The following is a 17,967-nucleotide window of genomic DNA, read 5'->3' on the forward strand; positions in this document are numbered from 1 at the left end:
TAATATTTTTTGTACCTTCTGAGTAATTATTATTTAACGCGCTGCCAGTAGTTCCAGTAATTTTTATACCTTGGATAAATAAAAACGCCTAAAAAATAATATTCTAGGCGTGAGAATTATATGATACTAAACAAACTTGCAACATGATAAAGCTAGATAATACATAGGTTTATAGGCTGTTGTCATACGTGCTATACGCAACGTATACGCAACATCATTTTAGCAGTTTTATGGCTTTACGCAGCTGTAGCAAGGCTTTGTGCGTGTATACGCCATCTGTTTACATTGTTAGCAGCGTGGCCAAGTAGCCGACGCTTAGCGTTGTAATTGGCATTAGCATTATCTAGCAATGTGGCAAAGGTGTGCCTACAATCATGCGTTGTATGCTTTGCATTAATATCACGCATAACTGATTTGAATTTGCGTGATATTTGTGCATAGGTTGGGATAGTATCACCAAGTAAATATTTAGTGTTATTTGATAGTAGTGACTGTATGAGTGGCCATATTCGTTCATGTATTGGTATTATCCTGATTCCTGATTTAGTCTTGGACGTTTTAATATCAAAGTATTTTTGCTTAATATTAATATCTGTACGCTTTAAATGCCGTAACTCTGTTGAGCGCATGCCACTGTAAAGCATTATAAGTGGTAAATAGGCATGGGGATTTTGACAATGCCATAGCTTGTTGATTTGTGCAGTAGTAAAAGGCTTATGCGGGCGGACGGGTGTATTTCTTCCTATGGTAAGGTAGGTGGCTAAGTTTTTATCAGCCCATTCATTTATTACAGCAAAGTTATATAGTTGATGTATCAATGATCTAACTTTTTTTAAGCTGGCATAGGATAGGCCAACATTGAGCATATTATCCATTATGTTTTGTAATTGTCTATATTTAATGCTATCAATTGGCATAGTAGCAACAGCACCTAAATGCTTCAAGCTATTGATATAGCCATTGGCCGTTGAGGTACTGACATGTTTTGAATGGGTTGGAAACCAAGCCTTATATATCTTGCCTAAAGTAATGCTTGGTTCAGGAATATCTTGATTGTTAAATTTTGACAGCGCATCCAAGGCATCAGGTTTAGTGGCATAATAGCCGACGATGTGATAAATAGCACGGCCATTATTATCGTAAGCTATTGTTTTACGCACCATATATGGGCGACGCCTTTGACCAGATAATTTACAAATTTGTCCGTAGTTATTAGGTAATCTCATAATAATAACCCCCTTGTTGATTAAAAAGAAAGGAATAATTAATTATGAAATTTTTAATTGTACTAAGTAAAGAAAATGTGAATGGTGAACGCACTAAAGTAACCTCTTATTTGCTAGGCGTACACAAGAAAAGCATGAAAGACCTGCTTGAACTGGCAAAAACGGAATATCCAGATTGCTATTATATTGAAGATGATGGCACTATATTTGATGCATTGATACAGGATAAGGCATATAAAGATGGCAAGGTAGTTGATCTTACACCAATTCCGCCAACAGAATCTGAAATCAAGGTGCAGTCCGTTGAAGAAATTAAGAATAAATATAATGTACTCGATGAGGCGTTAAAAGATAAAATATTAACCGCCACACTAACGGGTAATCAAGCAGTAATTGAAAAGCTACAGAATGAATATAAGCAAAATATGTTGAATATGGCTAAAGAATTAAAAGCGGTTAAAGGTTAGGGGGAATCAAAATGAAAAAGTATTGTGATTATTGCGCTAATGAATTATTAAAAAATGGCCGTTGTCCAGACAAAGAGTGCGTGCATAACTTATTAGTAGATATTTATAACGATATTGAGGAGTTACAAGCAAAAGAAGCGGAAGAAGCAGGGCAAGATGTTGCTGATGATGTGACTGTTGAGAAAGGGGCGTAGTATCAAATGATGTTTTCAAGCACCCCACCAATAGAGCAAGTATTGATATATTTAGAACAGGTAATTACAACTAATATTTTGATTGATACATTAAATACTATGATTTTAGTTGTAATATTAGTGTGCATTGATACGTTCTTACGAATGCTAATTGAAGCCACAGAATATAACAAGGCAACTAATCGTGATGGTACATTGTTAAATATATTATTAGCATTAATCTGGCGTGGGTGGGAAACGGTAGCAGTCGATGGAAGGGCGAAACGGTTCCTTGCAAGCAAAGGCTTGCGCATGGCAACGTTTCAAAAGCTGGTTAAGCAATACCCTTGGTTTTTTATTTTGTCCTTACTAATGATGTTGGCGCCTGATACAGAAACATTAGGGATACGTACAGATATTCTATTGTCACAATTTTTCATGTACTGTCCTATCGTTTATGAATTAAGTAGCATTGTTGAAAAGCTTAGAGCATTAGACGCCAAGAATATTGTAGTAATAGAACGCTTAATAAGTTTGCTAGAAAGGGTTATCAAAAATTGAAAGAACTATTTAAAAGGATGTATGGAACTATAAAAGACATACCGTTAAAAACTATACGAAGTATTAGGCTTACGTGGTCGATTATTACATTCTTTGCAATAGCCGTAACACCTTATATATGCACTGTCATGATGTATATCATGGCAGTGTTTTTTGATTACAAGCCTGATATTATTTATAAATTTATGCCGCTAGGCATTAATTTAGGTTCAAGCATGTTATCCGCTGGCGTTATAGGGGCAGTCTTAGCACTAGCTAAGTCTATTGTTGATGTAAATCATAATGGGATTCCAGATGATTTTGAAAAAGATGATAATAAGAAAGGATGATTTTAATATGGTAAGAGTATTAGTAAATGCAGGACATGCACCAAATGGAAATCCAGATCCAGGGGCTGTTGGCCCGACAGGATTACGTGAGAGCGATGTTGTTGCTAATGTTGGAGCATTAATACAGCAGTACCTAATTGCAGCAGGTGTACAAGCAGATTATATTCAGAATGATTCATTAGAATTAATTTGCCAAACGGCTAATCAAGGGAACTATGATTTATTCCTATCTATTCATTGTAATTCTTTCAATGATACAGCTAAAGGCATTGAAGTATATACTAGTCGTGGTTGGACTAATTCAGATAACTTTGCTACATGTTTGATTAATCAAATGGCAAGTACATTCCCAAGTCTTGATGTGCGTGCAGATTGGTCTGATGGTGATGTTGATAAGGAAGCCGGATTATATGTACTCAATAATACGGCAATGCCGGCAGCACTCTTTGAACTGCCTTTTATCAGTAATCCGAAAGAAGAAGAGTGGTTACGAAATGAAAACAATCAAGATGAAGCAGCTAAGGCATTGGCAAGGGGTGTAACTGATTATGTGGTACAGTATATGGTCTAAGATTAAGCAGTATTGGCAGCCTATTATATATATGACTATTATATTAGTGGTGGTTGTTGTATGTTATGCTATTATTATAAATAAGGAAGAGGTAAAAACAGAATCAAAGGTAATTACAAATTATGTAGTAAGATATGCACCGGTAGATGATTTTGCTAAAAGTATTAATGTAAGTCCTAATACGTCTAGTGATATCAGGCATGAAATTATAAATACAGAAAAGAGAAGTCCAGATGAACAATTTTATGTAGTAGCACCAAATTTAGAAAAAGCAGCAGCTACTACAGATAAAGCAATTAAAGATAATAATGGTAATTTACCAAAGGCTGTATTGGAAAAGACAGATAGAACAATAGTTACATCAAATGATACAAAGCAAGTTGTTGATGTTTATAAAATTAACTTGGCCAAAGAGCATAAAGTAAAAGTAGGGGTTACATATATTGATGAAAAGATATACCCTACTGTTGCATATCAATCAGGGAGAATTGAAGGTATGGTACAGTTAGAAGGAAGTAAAATAAAAGGAACAACAATTTTGTACACGGTAAAGCAATGGTGAAAGGTACGGTGATCCATTTATCTCGGTGTATGAATCGTTAATCATGCATAGAAAAAGAAAAGCCCACAAAGCTAGATTAATTCTAACTCTGTGGGCACTTTTTTATTTAATATGAAGTTACAATTCAAAAATCTCATGGGGGCACTTATGGGGGCAAAATGGGGGCAAATGTCTTCAATATCATGCAATAATATAAAATATCAAGTTTGCCATAAATGCTTATTTTGTCTACATTTGCAATACATTGCAATATAGTGCAATATTTCAAAGAAATAATTTTAAGGTTGGAGCGGCCGATGGGAATCGAACCCACCTCTACGGCTTGGGAAGCCGTCGTTCTACCGATGAACTACGGCCGCATGTTTGTACTCGTTCATTTTATCAAGTTTGTAAAGGTTTGTAAATAGTTTGTAGTCGGAATCGGAGATTGTCGACTATACATCTGTAAAAATAGTCTAGTCGTATTAGCATCTATTATTAGTGTGTCACTCGATATGGCGTTGTCGGTGTTTTTTTGTATTTATTAAAATTTTTTAGATACCAACATCGAAAATCTGTGATATAGTTATAGTGAAGTAGTATTCCATTATGGAGGTGGCTGACATGTCATTATTAGAAGAAGTTTTAAAAGCTAATGAAGCCTATGTGGCTGATATTATTAAAGAATACGGTGAAGCGGGGATGCCGTCCCCTAAGACACCGCAACGTCATATTGCCATTTTGACTTGTATGGATACGCGTCTGGTTGATTTATTGGAACGCACGATGGGGATCGACCGCGGCGATGCCAATGTGATTCGCGTAGCCGGTAACTGCATTACCGATGTGTTCAGTGATGTTATTCGCAGTCTTGTGGTAAGTATTTACGAATTGGGGGCCAAAGAAATTTTCATTGTCGGTCATGAAGATTGCGGCATGGAAAAGACTTGTCCCGATGAATTGTCTAAGCGCATGATTGACCGCGGTATTTCGCCGGAAGCGATTACCATGATTCGTTGTGAAATGGATCGCTGGGCCAATAATTTCTGTCATTCTGAACAGAATGTAATTAAAGCGGTAGCACAGCTTCGTCAGAATCCACTCATTCCAAATGATGTTAAAATCCATGGTCTCATGTTAAACCCTTATACCAGTAAGCTGACTTTATTGGTAGACGGTAATAAGCCTCATGCAGAACTTGACTCTATGGCAGTTTGTAGCTGTTGCTAATGTTCACAATATGGCGGTTTGCCCCTGTTGTTAATTTAAAAAATTAAGATTCGGTTCGAAGCTGTATAGTTTTGCCGGGGTGTCCGGCAAGACTATGGGATTAAGGTATAGGTTTTTGTTCTGGCAGTGAAACAGTACGATTGGGAGGTTTTAATTTGGCTGTCAACAGAAGTAATCAAATATTAATCATCGTCATGATTGCGTCGTTTTTGACGCCATTTTGCGGCAGTTCCTTGAATATGTCCTTGCCGGATATCGGCCGCGAGTTTCATGCCGGTACGTCGGAGCTCAGTTGGGTTATTGAAACATTCCTATTGACCTGCGCCATTTTTACGGTGCCCATGGGTCAACTGGGAAATCGCATCGGCAAAAAGAAAGTTTTTTTAATCGGTACCATATTATTTACGTTGAGCTCGTTGGTTATCCATTTTGCGCCGACTATTCATTGGCTCATGGTCTTGCGCGGGTTGCAGGGGATTGCGGCAGCCATGCTGTTCTCTACGGGTACTGCGATTATTGCCTTAGTGTTTCCGCCGGAACGGCGCGGCTGGGCTATGGGTATGAACGTAGCGGTGGTGTATATCGGCTTGGCGGTGGGACCGGTTATCGGCGGCTTTTTGAACTATCGCTTCGGCTGGCAAAGCATTTTTTACTTTATCGCGTTTCTCGGTATGATTGCGACCATAATGACCATCCTTTTTATGAAAGAAGATTGGGTTAATAAAGAGCAGGGCTATATGAATCCGATTAGTATTTTGCTGTACGCCGCATCGTTGGTTATGGGGCTTTACGGATTATCGGAGATTGTAAAATTGCCGGTAGCTAAGTATATTTTCGGAGCCGGTATTGTGACGACGATTATATATATTTGGTACGAAGCTCGTGCGGCCAAACCGCTCTTGCCGGTTCGTATTTTTCTGGAAAACAAGACGTTTGCGTTTTCTAATTTGGCATCCATGTTGAATTATAGCGCTACCTTTGCGATTGGCTTTTTATTATCCCTATATTTGCAGATGATTATGGGCTATGATTCGGAAGCAGCCGGTTGGTTCCTATTGGTTCAATCCATTGTAATGGCCGCCTTGTCGCCGGTTATGGGTTCCTTATCCGACCGTTACGGATCGGCCGTTTTGGCATCCACCGGGATGGGCGTTATTGCCGTAGGGCTCCTCGTGATGTGGACGGCTATGAATCTTTCATCGACGGCCCTTATTATTACAGCCTTGATTATTGTGGGCATCGGGTTTGCCATGTTCTCGGCACCGAATAATAACGCTATTATGGGCTCGGTGCCGCCCGCTTATTTTGGCATGGCCAGTTCTGTCATCAGTACAGTTCGTCTGTTGGGGCAGGTGCTTAGCATGGCGATTGTGGCCTCCATTTTGGCCCGTAATACGGGGGCAGCCGGAACGGCTATTGCTAATGTAGATAAGGCTATATTGTTGGCTAATATTCAATACAGTTTAATGGTATTTATGGCGTTTTGTGTAGTAGGTATTATTCCGTCTATGATTCGGAATAAATAAAGGAGTTACAGTATGACGTGGAAAGTAGAAATCTATTCTGAATTGCCGGCTGAGGCGCGCGCGATTCGCCAAGCCGTATTCGTAGAGGAACAGGGCTTTCAAGAAGAGTTTGACGAAATAGATGATATGGAAGCCGCTCATTTGGTAGGCTTTATTGAAAACGAACCAGTTTGTACGTGTCGCTTTTTTAGAGATAAAGATGAGGCGTCCACGTTTATTATCGGCCGTGTGGCTGTTATGAAAACGCACCGCGGACAGCAACTGGGAGCTAAGATTCTCTTGGCCGCGGAAGACTTTATTCGTGTCATGGGTGGTATTAAAACTAAGTTAGCCGCCCAAGTGCAGGCCAAAGGTTTTTATGAAACGCTCGGTTATACGGCGGCCGGCGAAGTATTTGACGAGGAAGGTTGTCCGCATGTTTGGATGTATAAATAAGTGCCTCGGCAACAAGCCGCTACGGGAGATGTAACGTGCAACGTTCAAGCTAATATGGAAATAAATAAACGCCGTTCAGTACGAGTTGAACGGCGTTTTTATATGTATTGATTGAAGTTTTAATGCGGGTTCGCTATAGGCTTAGCGTTTATTTGTCTTTTTTGTTTGGCACATAGACTTGCAAAAAGCCCGGCAGTACTTCTAAATCAACCGGCATGAGCGGCCCCTTATTGCCATCCATATTGGTAGGCAATTCGATGTCGTCGAGCAAGGTGATTTTGGCTTTGCGCACTTTTAAAATCGTTACGTATTTCGAGGTGTAAATCGATCCGCGTAAGATAAGCGGTAAGATACGCAATATGTCCATGATGAAATATTCTTTAAAGATGATGATGCGCATATAGCCGTCATCAACCGAAGCCTGCGGCATGAATTTTTCAAAACTGGATACTACATTGGTAAGTAATGCGATTACCAATGGCGAGCGGATGGTAAAATCGTGGTCATCCGTTTGAATGTGAAAACTGTAATCCTTAGTGGTGAAAAGGGCTTGGCCCCCTTTTACAAAGTAGGCCAAAGGGCCAAGGAGTTGTTTTTCTTTAGGGGTTACTTCTTCTACTACTTTAGGAATAACGCCGGCGGCAATGTTGTTACAAAAATATTGATCGTTGCAGCGACCGATATCGACGCGGCGGATTTTACTGTTTTTTAACGCGCGAATAGCGGCTAACGGTTCCAGTGGAATGCCGAGGGCGCGCGACATATCGTTGACCGTACCTACCGGTACAAAGCCAAACTTGGCTTTACCGCCACCTTGGGCGATACCGTTTACCGTTTCATTAATGGTGCCGTCACCGCCCATGCAGAATACGGCGTCGTAGCCGTGCTCTGTGGCATATTTGGCAAATCGGGTCGCATCTCCGGCTTTGGTGGTAAATTTAATTTCCATATGATCAAAGAGGGTGCTTAGTTGCCATTGCAGCTCCATGGCATACTGGGTGGCACGGCCTCCGCCTGAGACAGGATTTATTATAACTAAACAGCGACTCATATATGTTCTCCCGTTGTATTTTAGTTGACGCTTTGCAGATCTTACCTTTATAATTAGATTAATATAGTCTGCAGAAAATAAGCATACAGCCTTGTAATATCTATTATAAAGTATTTATACATTATAGTATACTAAAGATTGACTGTCACTACAAAGAGTAGGCTGAGTGCTATTCGCGAAAGTAGAGGATTTACTATGGGTAAACAAGAAGAATATCATCTTAATTCTATTGATTCCATTGGCCGTTTGCCATTGAGCGAACAGGTATATGTTACATTAAAACAAGCTATTTTGACGGGCGCGTTGAAACCACAGGTGAAGCTGAATGAAGTGAAAATTGCGGAACAGCTTAATGTAAGTGCCACACCGGTTCGCGAAGCGTTTCGTAAATTGGCTAAGGACAATTTGGTAGTCATCAAACCTTGGAAAGGTGTAACGGTTAAAGGGTATACACCGGAAGAAATTATCGGCATGTATCAGTGCCGTGAAGTGATGGAAGGATTGGGTGCTCGTTTATGTGCCGAATTGTGCACGGATGAACAGATTGAAGAATTACAGGCTCTTTGTGATGCCGGTTCTGCTACGACGGATGCGGAAGAGCGTGTTCAAATCAACAGTCGTTTGCATACGTTAATCTCTTTCTTCTCACAAAATGAACGGGTTATGGATTATTTGGGCGAGTTCCGTGAAATGGTAAATCGTGACATGTACATCAGTACCATGGATCAAGCCCGTACCGACTCTTGTAATCGGGAGCATGATGAAATTATGGCCGCTATTCGAAATCACGATGGTGAAGCAGCCGAACAGGCGATGCGTAAACATATTCGCAATGCTTTTGTATTTAAAAAAGCACATGCCGATTTACGAGCCAAGAAATTTGGTTTATAAGACTTTTGATGCCGGAGTTGGGAACTTGATAAAAGCGTTTTGTAAGATGAAGTTTGCACCGGATAGACAAATTTAAAAAATTTGCATGAAAAAAGTGCAAAATTTGCATAACAACTGTTTACTTTTTTCTTACAGTTTGCTATAATCATTTCAGGATGTGACCACAGAGTCATATCTCGGGGCACCCCCCAAAGCCCCTTAACATTTGAATGTGATTCAAATGTTCTCTCTCTCTTTTTTCTCAAGCACAAAAGCCTCGGCATATGCCGAGGCTTTTGTGCGTTTAAAAAGGATTTAAGCTTAAATACTTAATTAAATGAATGAAAGTGTTTTGGTAGAGGACAATGAGAGTCTGTTTTTAATTAAAATATATAGTTTCGTATAGATTATGTTTTGATGAGATTCAAGTAGCTTGAGTTTTTGTTGTAACATATGATTTATAGAGGAGGTTTTCATGAAAAAAGTAGCCGTTGAGGAAGCTGTCGGCCAAGTTTTATGTCATGATATAGCGCGTATAGTCATTGGCGAAGTTAAAGATACACCGTTTCGTCGAGGTCACGTCATTCGTGAAGAAGATATTCCGGCTTTTTTGGAATTAGGCAAGGAGCACATCTTTGTGCAGGAACCGGGCGATGAAGCGATATTGGCCGATACATTGCACGAAGAAGATGTAGCGGTGGGATTATATTCCTTGTTAGATAATGACAGTATTTATGCATCTGATGTCCGTGAAGGTAAAATTGAGGCGTTTGCAGCCTGGGATGGGATGCTCAAAATTGATGTGGCCCGATTGCAGGCGGTTAACAGTATCGGTGACCTTACAATCGTTACCAAATTCACTAATACGGCGGTTAAGCGCGGTGATAAATTAGCCGGTATGCGTTGCATCCCTTTGTGGCTTCCTAAAGTGCAACTTGAACAGGCTAAGGCTATTTGGCAAGGTCAACCGCTCCTTACGGTAAAACCTTTTGTGAGAAAACGTATCGGTCTTGTAACGACCGGCTCGGAAGTGGCCAGAGGTCGCATTCAAGATGCGTTCCGCCCGATTATTGAAGAACGGACAGAGCCGTTTGGGATGAACATCGTAGCGCATGAGATTGTTATTGATGATACGGATAAAATTATGGCCGCTATTAAAGCGGTAAAAGACGCAGGGGCGGATATTATTTTCTGCACCGGCGGCATGAGTGTGGATCCAGATGATTTGACGCCGGGTGCGATTGCCAAGAGCGCGACTCATGTGGTGACGTATGGCTTGCCGGTTTTACCGGGATCCATGGTATGCATAGCCTATATGAGTGACGGTACCCCGCTTGTAGGTCTGCCGGGCGGTGTTTTATTCAGTAAACCGACGGCCTTTGATGTCTTTTTGCCACGTTTGGCATCGGATGATCCGATTACGAAAGCTGACTGCATTGCTTTGGGTCATGGGGGCTTACAATAAGCGTTTTTGAGCGGTACGGCGAATGCATAGTTCTAAGGCAAGGTACGTTACAATAGTTTGACAGCCACCTATTGGTGGCGTACAATGAAGGGTGAATTATTTTATAGTAATGAGAGGTGAAATGAGTATATGTTTACCACATCATTGCAGGTACGATTTTATGAAACTGATATGATGGAAGTAGCTCACCATACCAATCACTTGCGATGGTTTGAGTTAGGCCGGGTGGAATTTTTCAGAACCTGTGGCATTTCCCTGTGGGATATGATGGATAACGGGATTGTGTTCCCGATTACAAAAGTAGCTTGTGAATATAAGGAGCCGGCTCGCTTTGATGATGTGTTGACCGTTGAAGTGACGCCGACCAAAGTAACACGAGCTCAATGTGTTTTTACGTATCGTATAGTGCGTGAAGCGGATGGTGCATTGATTGCAACCGGTGAGACGCAGAATGTGTTCACCGATAAGGCGACGGGGAAGGTAATTCGCTTAAGCGATACCTATTATGAGCCAATTAGCCGCACCATAAAGGAGAGAAAGAGTCATGAGTAAAGCAGCCGCAGCCGAGGCCTCTAAAAGACCTATCGGAGTTTTTGACTCCGGCGTCGGGGGATTAACCGTATTAGCCGTATTGCGACGAATGTTTCCTCATGAAGACTTTATTTTTGTTGGCGACAATATGAATAATCCGGTTGGCAATCGGCCTAAGGAAGAAATCAGTCAGATTGCTATGAATATCGGTCATTTTTTAGCCAAGGTGCCTGTGAAGATGGCGGTGGTTGCGTGCAACACCTTTTCCGTGGTGGCCTTGGATGAATTACAAGCTACCTTTGACTTTCCGGTGGTAGGTATGGCCAAAGGTGTGCGGACCGCTATTGATACGAGTCAGACTCAGAAGATTGCCGTTATGGCTACCAAGGCTACTATTGATAGTCACAAACATATTGAAGAAGCGCTTGAGTTACAGCCTGCTGTTGCTGTATGGGAACAGGCTTGCCCTGATTTGGCACATCTCATTGAGCAGGGCCACTTGGATGACCATATTGTTCATTCATCGCTGCAACAGTACTTAGATCCGATTATAAAGAGCGGTTCTGATACAGTCGTTTTGGGGTGTACACATTTTCCGTTTTTGATGGATTTGATGCAACACATGTCGGGCGGCAATAAGACATTTATCGACCCGGCCTATGAAACAGCTGAAGAAGTGAAAGATATATTGGCGGCGAAGCAACTCTTGAATGCGCAGTCGGCTAAAGGCAAGCTGGATATTTGTTTTACCAAAGACAAAGAATTGGCTGAGCGTATGACTTCAATATTGATTCCGCCGGAAGATTTCAACGTTCGGATTATTACACTATAAAACTATAAGGGAGCAGTATATGGATATGTATTTTTACACATTAGTTAACATAATCGTAACGATTGTTTTCATCGTTGCCGTTCTATTTGTGGCGTTTCGAATTTTTGCCTGGAAACAGGGGAATGAAGAAATTGTCATGTTACCTAAACGTCGTACACAATTTGAAGTGGAAGACATTAGTTTTAATCAGGTAACCTTGGTGTCGGATATTCCGTTTGTAAATAAAGGCCGTCAAAACGGTACTATCATGGACTTATATCCACGTCATTTGTTGCCGCAGGAACAGTTTGATCAGGTATCCATTACGTCGTGGACGACCGATGCGTCGGAAGAACGTCATGACGGGTATTGGAAATCTGTTATTATCGAACCGCGCAAAGGCGGCACTGTTCGCTTGCGCCTTATTTTGAATGCAAAAACGGGCAATATTCGCAAAGACTTGGTAGGTTTTCCTGATATGAATATTGATATTGTATACCAGGTTGTCGGTCGCAGTGATTGGCATATTTCTAAAAATCGTTTAATTTTGACAGCTGAAGAATTACAGCATGCTATGCGGCAGTAGGAGGTAGGTAACCATGGCAAATTTAGAATTAGTACCGGTTCATACTCGTATACTGACCCATCGAGATGATATTGTAGAAGCAATTATGCATTATGCCGGCAAAGATATCGGGCCGGAAGATATTGTATGTGTGGCGGAATCTGTAGTAGCGATTACGCAGGGACGCATCACCCGTCCGGAAGAGCTTCGTCCTACGTGGCAGGCTCGCTTGTTGTGCCGTTTTGTACCGGCTGAGGGCTCTATGAGCTCCGTGTACGGCATGCAGTCCGCAATGGAACTTGACGGTAAATGGAAGGTATTTGGCGCCTTTATTTTGGGGGCCATCGCTAAAATATTCCGCAAAGACGGCGTTTTTTACCAAATTTCCCGTGCTGCCGCACTTACGGATGACGTTACGGGGACAATGCCGCCGTTCGATAAACACATTGTGTATGGTCCGAAAGACGCGGATAAAGTGGCGGAACGCATTGTACAACGCACCGGCAGTTACGGTGCCGTGGTAGCTGACGTTAATGACTTGAAACGCGCTGCCGTCCTCGGTCACAGCCGTGGCATGGATCCTAAACGCATTGCGCGCATTTTGATTGACAATCCGTTTGGTAATGATGATCAGATGACGCCAATCGTTATTATTAAAAACTTCGCCTCCATTTCGGAGCGAAAATAAAAAGGAGGCCTTAGGGCCTCTTTTTGTTTGTTAAAAACCTTGTTACACTATATATAGAGAGTTTGTGGTTAAACTATTCCGAGATTATATATATATATATGATGTATCAATGATATAGTTAACGTATTATTGCTATTAAATAGCGGAGCTCAGGGAAAGGAGTTGTTCCTATGTTAGTAGGTCTTGACGTAGGCGGTACCTTTACGGATGCCGTAGTCGTAGATGAGGGACGGATTTTAAAAAGTCATAAATGCCGCACCACCAAACCAAATTTGATGGAAGGGATTGAAGCCGCTTTGGCCGGTGTAGCGACTGCTATTGAGCCTTCAAAAGTGACACGGGTTACTTTGTCCACGACGATTGTAACGAATGCACTCGTCATGAATCAAGTTGATCCGGTTGATTTATATGTGATTCCGGGTCCTGGAATGGATATTCGGCCCATGTTGCCGGTAACACCAATTGTACTTAGCGGTTATACGGACCATCGCGGTTCATTGGCAGCTCCTTTGAGACAGCGTGAGCTGGACCAAATTCCCGGCGAAAAACAAAATGCACGAGCCGCTGTATCGGCCAAATTCAGCGTGCGTAATCCAAAATTGGAACAAGCCTTAAAAGAAGAATTATTGGGAGCCGGCTATGAAACGGTATCGGCCGGTGCCGAATTAAGCGGTTCCTTAAACTTCCCGCGCCGCACCGTGAGTGCTTTTTTTAACAGTGCTGTGCAGGGCACCTTTGAAGACTTCAGTGAAGCCGTTAAAGCAGCCTTGGCTCGCTATGGCTTGACGGCGCCTATATACATATTAAAAGCCGATGGCGGTTCGTTGCCGTTAGAACGAATGAAGGCAAGCCCCGTTGAAACGGCCTTTACGGGACCGGCGGCCAGTGTTTTGGGGATGGCGGCCCTTCGCTCTATGCCTAAAGATATGACGGTTGCCCTCGATATGGGTGGGACCACTACCGATATTTCGTTGTGGGAAAACGGTGTGCCTATGATGGCTCGCGGCGGTGCGATGATACGTAATTATCCAAGCGCCGTGCGCTCCTTTGCGGTAAGCTCCGTAGGCATCGGCGGCGAATCAGCCGTTGCTTTTGATGAAAACGGTAAATTGACCGTAGGTCCTGACAGATTGGGTCCATCCCTCGTATTGGGCGGCACCGTGCCAACGCTGGGGGACGCCCTCATTGTGCTGGGCAAAGCTAATTATGGCGATACAGATAAGGCTTGGCAGGGGCTGGCTAATTTGTTGAGAAAAGCGCCTCAGGGTTATGTTGCGGGGACCGGTAACGATGTTGCCGATACAGATAATACGGCTATAGCTGCGGGCGATGCGACTGCAGGTATAACCGCGGGCAATGCTGCTGCAGGTATAGCTAACGGTGCTGTTATAGCGTTTGCCAAAGACATTGTAGCGGCAGCTGTTACGGTAATTACCGACGGCATAGCGGCTTCGGTGCAGCGAGAAAATAAACTTCCTATTTATGTGGTGCGCGATATTGTAGAACCGAAGATCTTTAAACCGGAAAAACTGGTGGCCGTAGGCGGTACAGCTGTAACGCTGGCCCCATTTGTGAGTGAACGCTTAGCCTTGCCGGTTCAGATTCCGCAGAATGCACCGGTAGCCAATGCGGTTGGTGCCGCAGTGGCCCGTGAAACCTTGATGCTTACGGTACATGTAGATACGGCTAAAGGAGTTTTGGTAGTACCGGAATTGGGCATTCACGAAAAACAAAGATCGGTACAGACCGCGGCGCAAGCCGAGTCGTTAGCGTTAGACTATTTGCAAAAGGCGGCAGGCGACTTAGGCCTTACGAATGCGCCGTCAGGACATATTATTTTGGTAGAAGACGTGCCGATTATTGAAGGTTGGCAGTCTATGCATCGTTTAATTACCGTGAAAGCTCAATTGGAACCGGGGGTGAGTGAATATGTACAATAAGAATACTTTGGGCCTCGTATTTTTCCCGGCCTTTGACTGGAAAATTTCGCCGACCCATCCGGAACGGCAAGAACGCTTGCTATATACGCGAGATCAACTATTGGAAGAAGGCCTCTTGGAACATCCGGCTATTCGTGAATATAATCCGTTATTAGCTTCTTGGCAGGACATAGAACGGGTCCATGTGGGAGCCCCTTCTTTGAAAAAATGGGTGACTGAAGCACATCGTGTATCGGTTGGCGGCGCCATTGCCGCGGCGGAAGCAGTTATGCGCGGTGAAGTGACACGGGCCTTTTCACTGGTGCGCCCACCGGGACATCACGCTATGAAAATGGTGCACGGCATTCGCGGTTTCTGTACGGTCAATGTGGAAGCCATTATGATTGCTTATTTGCGCCGCCATTACGGCGTGCGCCGCATTGCCATCGTGGATACAGATGTTCACCATGGTGATGGGACACAAGATATTTTTTATCATGATCCGGATACTTTATTTATCTCCTTCCATCAAGACGGTCGCACCTTATATCCGGGTACCGGTTTTATGTATGAATATGGTGGGCCTCAAGCGGTCGGTGCAACCGTAAATATTCCGCTCCCGCCGGGCACGGGCGATGAAGGAATGCTCAAAGTACTGCAGAATCTGGTTATGCCTATGCTCAATGATTTTAAACCGGATATTGTCATTAACTCAGCCGGTCAGGACAATCATTTCAGTGATCCCCTGGCGAACATGATGGTTACCGCTAAAGGCTATGCGCGGCTTACGGATATTTTAAAAGCCGATATTGCTGTCCTTGAAGGCGGCTATTCAGTGCAAGAAGCGTTGCCGTATGTAAATACGGGTATTGTGCTTTCCATGGCAGGCCTCGATTACAGCCAGGTAGTGGAACCGGCGTTTGACGAAGATACAAATCGCCAGCGCCCTGATGTGACGCGCCGTATTGATGATATTATCAGAAAATGGGCCGACCAGTGGCATCGCCGTCACGAAATGCAAGTGGATGCGCTTTTGGGTTTAGGTGATTTTTGGCAAGATCGCCGTCAGATTTATTATGATGAAACGGGTATTTCGGAATACCGTGATGAAAAAATCCGCCTCTATCCGGATAAGGTGGGGTATATGAGCATTGACTCTCGCAGCGATGGCGGCCCATTCGGTTCGCAACATGTGTATGCTACGTTCATTCCTTGGCAGGCCGATGACGAATGTCGTAGAGATGCTTATGACGCGACCTTGGCAGCTAAAAAAGCCGGTAACGCAGACCGTTATGTGGTAGTGGATCCTATGAAGGATGTACAGGAGGATTTGTAAAATAGTTAATAGTTATGTTTGGATAGTGTATAGGTAAGAAGCCTATAATATGAGAGCCTTAATATATGATATAATAGAAAATGAATACGAAATAGGGGTGACCAACCCAAATAGGAGTGACAAACATGAGAATTGACGGAAGAAATCCAAAGGCTGTTCGGCCTATTAAAATTACACGCCATTTTACGGCCTATGCGGAAGGTTCGGTATTAATTGAATTCGGCAATACGAAGGTCCTTTGCAATGCCACTATCGAAGAAAAAGTACCTCGTTTTATGAAGGGCGAAGGCCGTGGTTGGGTAACGGCGGAATATTCGTTACTGCCACGTGCTACTCAGACTCGTAACAGCCGTGAAGCGGCCAAAGGCAAACAGACCGGTCGTACCGTTGAAATTCAGCGCCTTATCGGCCGTGCATTACGTGCCGTAGTTGATTTGGAAGCTCTCGGTGAACGAACGATTACTCTTGATTGCGACGTGTTGCAGGCTGACGGTGGTACACGTACGGCGGCTATTACCGGTGCTTTTGTCGCTATGGTTGACGCGGTAAATACGATGTATGAGGGCGAAGGTATGTATCCGATTCGCGATTATTGTGCGGCCATTTCCGTTGGTATCGGTCAAGAAGGACCGGTTACGGACTTATGTTATGAAGAAGACAGCCAAGCTATTGTGGATATGAACGTAGTTCGTACGGGCTCCGGCAATTTAATCGAGGTACAGGGTACCGGTGAACATGGTACGTTCAGTCGCATTGAGCTTAATACGTTGTTAGACTTGGCAGAATCCGCTACCGATACTTTGATGGCGGCTCAAAAAGAAGCCCTCGGTGATGAAGCAAAATATATCGGTACGGGCGCCTAAGCGATTGATGTTAAGTTAGCGCCGTCTAAGTTATTAATGCTAAGTTAACAGTGGATGGGATATTAATACTAAGGTAGCGTATTACACGTATCAAATTATGAGGTTTTTGTAGGAGTAATATATGAAAATCGTTGTGGCAACCCATAATAAGGGGAAGTTGCGTGAATTTAAAGCAGCCCTTGAAACAGTCGGTATTGAGGCAGTAAGTATCGGTGAGGTTGTGAAGGTGCCGGAACCGGAAGAAACGGGCACGACTTTTTTGGCTAACGCACGCATTAAAGCGCAATATTACATGGAGGCTTGCGGCTTGCCATGCCTGGCAGATGACAGCGGTCTCGCTGTTGATGTGCTTGATGGCGCACCGGGCGTATATTCGGCGCGTTATGCGGGCCCTCAATGCGATGATGAGGCGAATAATCATAAGCTCATTGAATCTGTTAAAGACGTGCCTTTTGAAAAAAGAACGGCTCGCTATGTATGCGAACTCGTGTTGGCCTATCCGGACGGTCGTGAACTGACGGCAACGGGCTATTGTGAAGGATTAATTCAGACAGAGGCCGTAGGCGACGGGGGCTTTGGTTACGACCCGTATTTTTACTTACCGCAGTTTGCAAAAACGATGGCACAGTTATCCATGGACGAAAAAAATGCCATCAGCCATCGCGGTTTAGCGTTAAAAGAGTTACTTGAAAAGTTGAAATCACAGTAAGTAATAAGCCAATAAAAATAAGCAACAAGCAATAAAATAAGCAACAAGTAATAAAATAGGTAACAAGCAATTAAAGGAAGCAACAAACAAATAAAGTAAG

Annotated in this window: 21 protein-coding genes and 1 tRNA gene; 19 read left to right on the forward strand and 3 right to left on the reverse strand. The window is 43.1% G+C overall.

Annotated features, from left to right (window positions below):
- Positions 1 to 236: 236 nt before the first annotated feature.
- Positions 237 to 1,226, reverse strand: coding sequence for a tyrosine-type recombinase/integrase (locus tag EO124_RS07175; RefSeq protein ID WP_206512553.1), 990 nt, complete (start codon positions 1,224 to 1,226; stop codon positions 237 to 239).
- 44 nt (positions 1,227 to 1,270) lie between these two features.
- On the opposite strand from EO124_RS07175, the gene EO124_RS07180 reads away from it, so the two are divergent.
- The 6 genes from EO124_RS07180 to EO124_RS07205 all read left to right on the forward strand — a co-directional run bounded on the left by EO124_RS07180 (position 1,271) and on the right by EO124_RS07205 (position 3,889).
- Complete coding sequence (locus EO124_RS07180; RefSeq protein WP_127058945.1) at positions 1,271 to 1,693, forward strand: hypothetical protein; 423 nt, start codon at positions 1,271 to 1,273, stop codon at positions 1,691 to 1,693.
- Between the two features lie 11 nt (positions 1,694 to 1,704).
- On the forward strand, positions 1,705 to 1,887 hold the full coding sequence (locus EO124_RS07185) for a hypothetical protein (RefSeq protein ID WP_127058946.1): 183 nt from the start codon (positions 1,705 to 1,707) through the stop codon (positions 1,885 to 1,887).
- A gap of 6 nt (positions 1,888 to 1,893) precedes the next feature.
- Positions 1,894 to 2,427: a hypothetical protein gene (locus EO124_RS07190; protein ID WP_127058947.1), complete on the forward strand. Its 534-nt coding sequence runs from the start codon at positions 1,894 to 1,896 to the stop codon at positions 2,425 to 2,427.
- Between the two features lie 140 nt (positions 2,428 to 2,567).
- A complete protein-coding gene (locus tag EO124_RS07195; RefSeq protein ID WP_127058948.1) occupies positions 2,568 to 2,756 on the forward strand; it encodes a hypothetical protein in 189 nt (62 codons plus the stop codon).
- A 7-nt stretch (positions 2,757 to 2,763) separates the two neighbouring features.
- Positions 2,764 to 3,327, forward strand: coding sequence for an N-acetylmuramoyl-L-alanine amidase family protein (locus EO124_RS07200; protein WP_127058949.1), 564 nt, complete (start codon positions 2,764 to 2,766; stop codon positions 3,325 to 3,327).
- Between the two features lie 31 nt (positions 3,328 to 3,358).
- Positions 3,359 to 3,889, forward strand: a complete 531-nt coding sequence (locus tag EO124_RS07205; RefSeq protein WP_127058950.1) for a hypothetical protein — start codon at positions 3,359 to 3,361, stop codon at positions 3,887 to 3,889.
- Positions 3,890 to 4,174: 285 nt separating this feature from the next.
- Here EO124_RS07205 and EO124_RS07210 read toward each other — a convergent pair.
- Positions 4,175 to 4,248, reverse strand: a tRNA-Gly gene (locus tag EO124_RS07210).
- Positions 4,249 to 4,492: 244 nt separating this feature from the next.
- Here EO124_RS07210 and EO124_RS07215 point away from each other — a divergent pair.
- From EO124_RS07215 to EO124_RS07225, 3 genes are all read left to right on the forward strand, one after another.
- Positions 4,493 to 5,098: a beta-class carbonic anhydrase gene (locus EO124_RS07215; RefSeq protein WP_127058951.1), complete on the forward strand. Its 606-nt coding sequence runs from the start codon at positions 4,493 to 4,495 to the stop codon at positions 5,096 to 5,098.
- 155 nt (positions 5,099 to 5,253) lie between these two features.
- The gene (locus EO124_RS07220; protein ID WP_127058952.1) at positions 5,254 to 6,624 is read left to right on the forward strand and encodes an MFS transporter; all 1,371 of its coding nucleotides are present in this window, start codon (positions 5,254 to 5,256) and stop codon (positions 6,622 to 6,624) included.
- A gap of 12 nt (positions 6,625 to 6,636) precedes the next feature.
- Positions 6,637 to 7,059: a GNAT family N-acetyltransferase gene (locus tag EO124_RS07225; RefSeq protein ID WP_127058953.1), complete on the forward strand. Its 423-nt coding sequence runs from the start codon at positions 6,637 to 6,639 to the stop codon at positions 7,057 to 7,059.
- 148 nt (positions 7,060 to 7,207) lie between these two features.
- On the opposite strand, the gene EO124_RS07230 is transcribed toward EO124_RS07225, so the two are convergent.
- Positions 7,208 to 8,110 carry a diacylglycerol/lipid kinase family protein gene (locus tag EO124_RS07230; protein ID WP_127058954.1) on the reverse strand — a complete coding sequence of 301 codons (903 nt, stop codon included), beginning with the start codon at positions 8,108 to 8,110 and terminating at the stop codon, positions 7,208 to 7,210.
- Between the two features lie 195 nt (positions 8,111 to 8,305).
- Between EO124_RS07230 and EO124_RS07235 the strand changes: the two genes are divergently transcribed.
- The 10 genes from EO124_RS07235 (at position 8,306) to EO124_RS07280 (ending at position 17,867) form a co-directional block, all read left to right on the forward strand.
- Positions 8,306 to 9,001 (forward strand): GntR family transcriptional regulator, encoded by a 696-nt coding sequence (locus EO124_RS07235; protein WP_021841952.1) that lies wholly within the window; start codon positions 8,306 to 8,308, stop codon positions 8,999 to 9,001.
- Between the two features lie 454 nt (positions 9,002 to 9,455).
- Positions 9,456 to 10,445 (forward strand): molybdopterin-binding protein, encoded by a 990-nt coding sequence (locus EO124_RS07240; RefSeq protein WP_127058955.1) that lies wholly within the window; start codon positions 9,456 to 9,458, stop codon positions 10,443 to 10,445.
- Positions 10,446 to 10,574: 129 nt separating this feature from the next.
- Positions 10,575 to 10,997 carry an acyl-CoA thioesterase gene (locus EO124_RS07245; RefSeq protein ID WP_127058956.1) on the forward strand — a complete coding sequence of 141 codons (423 nt, stop codon included), beginning with the start codon at positions 10,575 to 10,577 and terminating at the stop codon, positions 10,995 to 10,997.
- A complete protein-coding gene (gene murI, locus EO124_RS07250; RefSeq protein ID WP_127058957.1) occupies positions 10,990 to 11,808 on the forward strand; it encodes a glutamate racemase in 819 nt (272 codons plus the stop codon). The genes EO124_RS07245 and murI overlap by 8 nt, the downstream gene beginning before the upstream one ends.
- 25 nt (positions 11,809 to 11,833) lie before the next feature.
- Positions 11,834 to 12,373 (forward strand): hypothetical protein, encoded by a 540-nt coding sequence (locus EO124_RS07255; protein ID WP_127058987.1) that lies wholly within the window; start codon positions 11,834 to 11,836, stop codon positions 12,371 to 12,373.
- A gap of 13 nt (positions 12,374 to 12,386) precedes the next feature.
- Positions 12,387 to 13,040 (forward strand): coenzyme F420-0:L-glutamate ligase, encoded by a 654-nt coding sequence (locus tag EO124_RS07260; RefSeq protein ID WP_021841957.1) that lies wholly within the window; start codon positions 12,387 to 12,389, stop codon positions 13,038 to 13,040.
- A gap of 170 nt (positions 13,041 to 13,210) precedes the next feature.
- Positions 13,211 to 14,980 carry a hydantoinase/oxoprolinase family protein gene (locus tag EO124_RS07265; RefSeq protein WP_127058958.1) on the forward strand — a complete coding sequence of 590 codons (1,770 nt, stop codon included), beginning with the start codon at positions 13,211 to 13,213 and terminating at the stop codon, positions 14,978 to 14,980.
- Positions 14,970 to 16,295 (forward strand): histone deacetylase family protein, encoded by a 1,326-nt coding sequence (locus tag EO124_RS07270; protein ID WP_127058959.1) that lies wholly within the window; start codon positions 14,970 to 14,972, stop codon positions 16,293 to 16,295. The genes EO124_RS07265 and EO124_RS07270 overlap by 11 nt, the downstream gene beginning before the upstream one ends.
- Positions 16,296 to 16,420: 125 nt before the next feature.
- The gene (gene rph, locus EO124_RS07275; protein WP_127058960.1) at positions 16,421 to 17,158 is read left to right on the forward strand and encodes a ribonuclease PH; all 738 of its coding nucleotides are present in this window, start codon (positions 16,421 to 16,423) and stop codon (positions 17,156 to 17,158) included.
- A 121-nt stretch (positions 17,159 to 17,279) separates the two neighbouring features.
- The gene (locus EO124_RS07280) at positions 17,280 to 17,867 is read left to right on the forward strand and encodes an XTP/dITP diphosphatase (RefSeq protein WP_127058961.1); all 588 of its coding nucleotides are present in this window, start codon (positions 17,280 to 17,282) and stop codon (positions 17,865 to 17,867) included.
- The last annotated feature ends 100 nt before the right edge of the window (positions 17,868 to 17,967 follow it).

The sequence above is a fragment of the Veillonella ratti genome (assembly GCF_003992115.1).
GTDB classification, from domain to species: Bacteria; Bacillota; Negativicutes; order Veillonellales; family Veillonellaceae; genus Veillonella_A; species Veillonella_A ratti.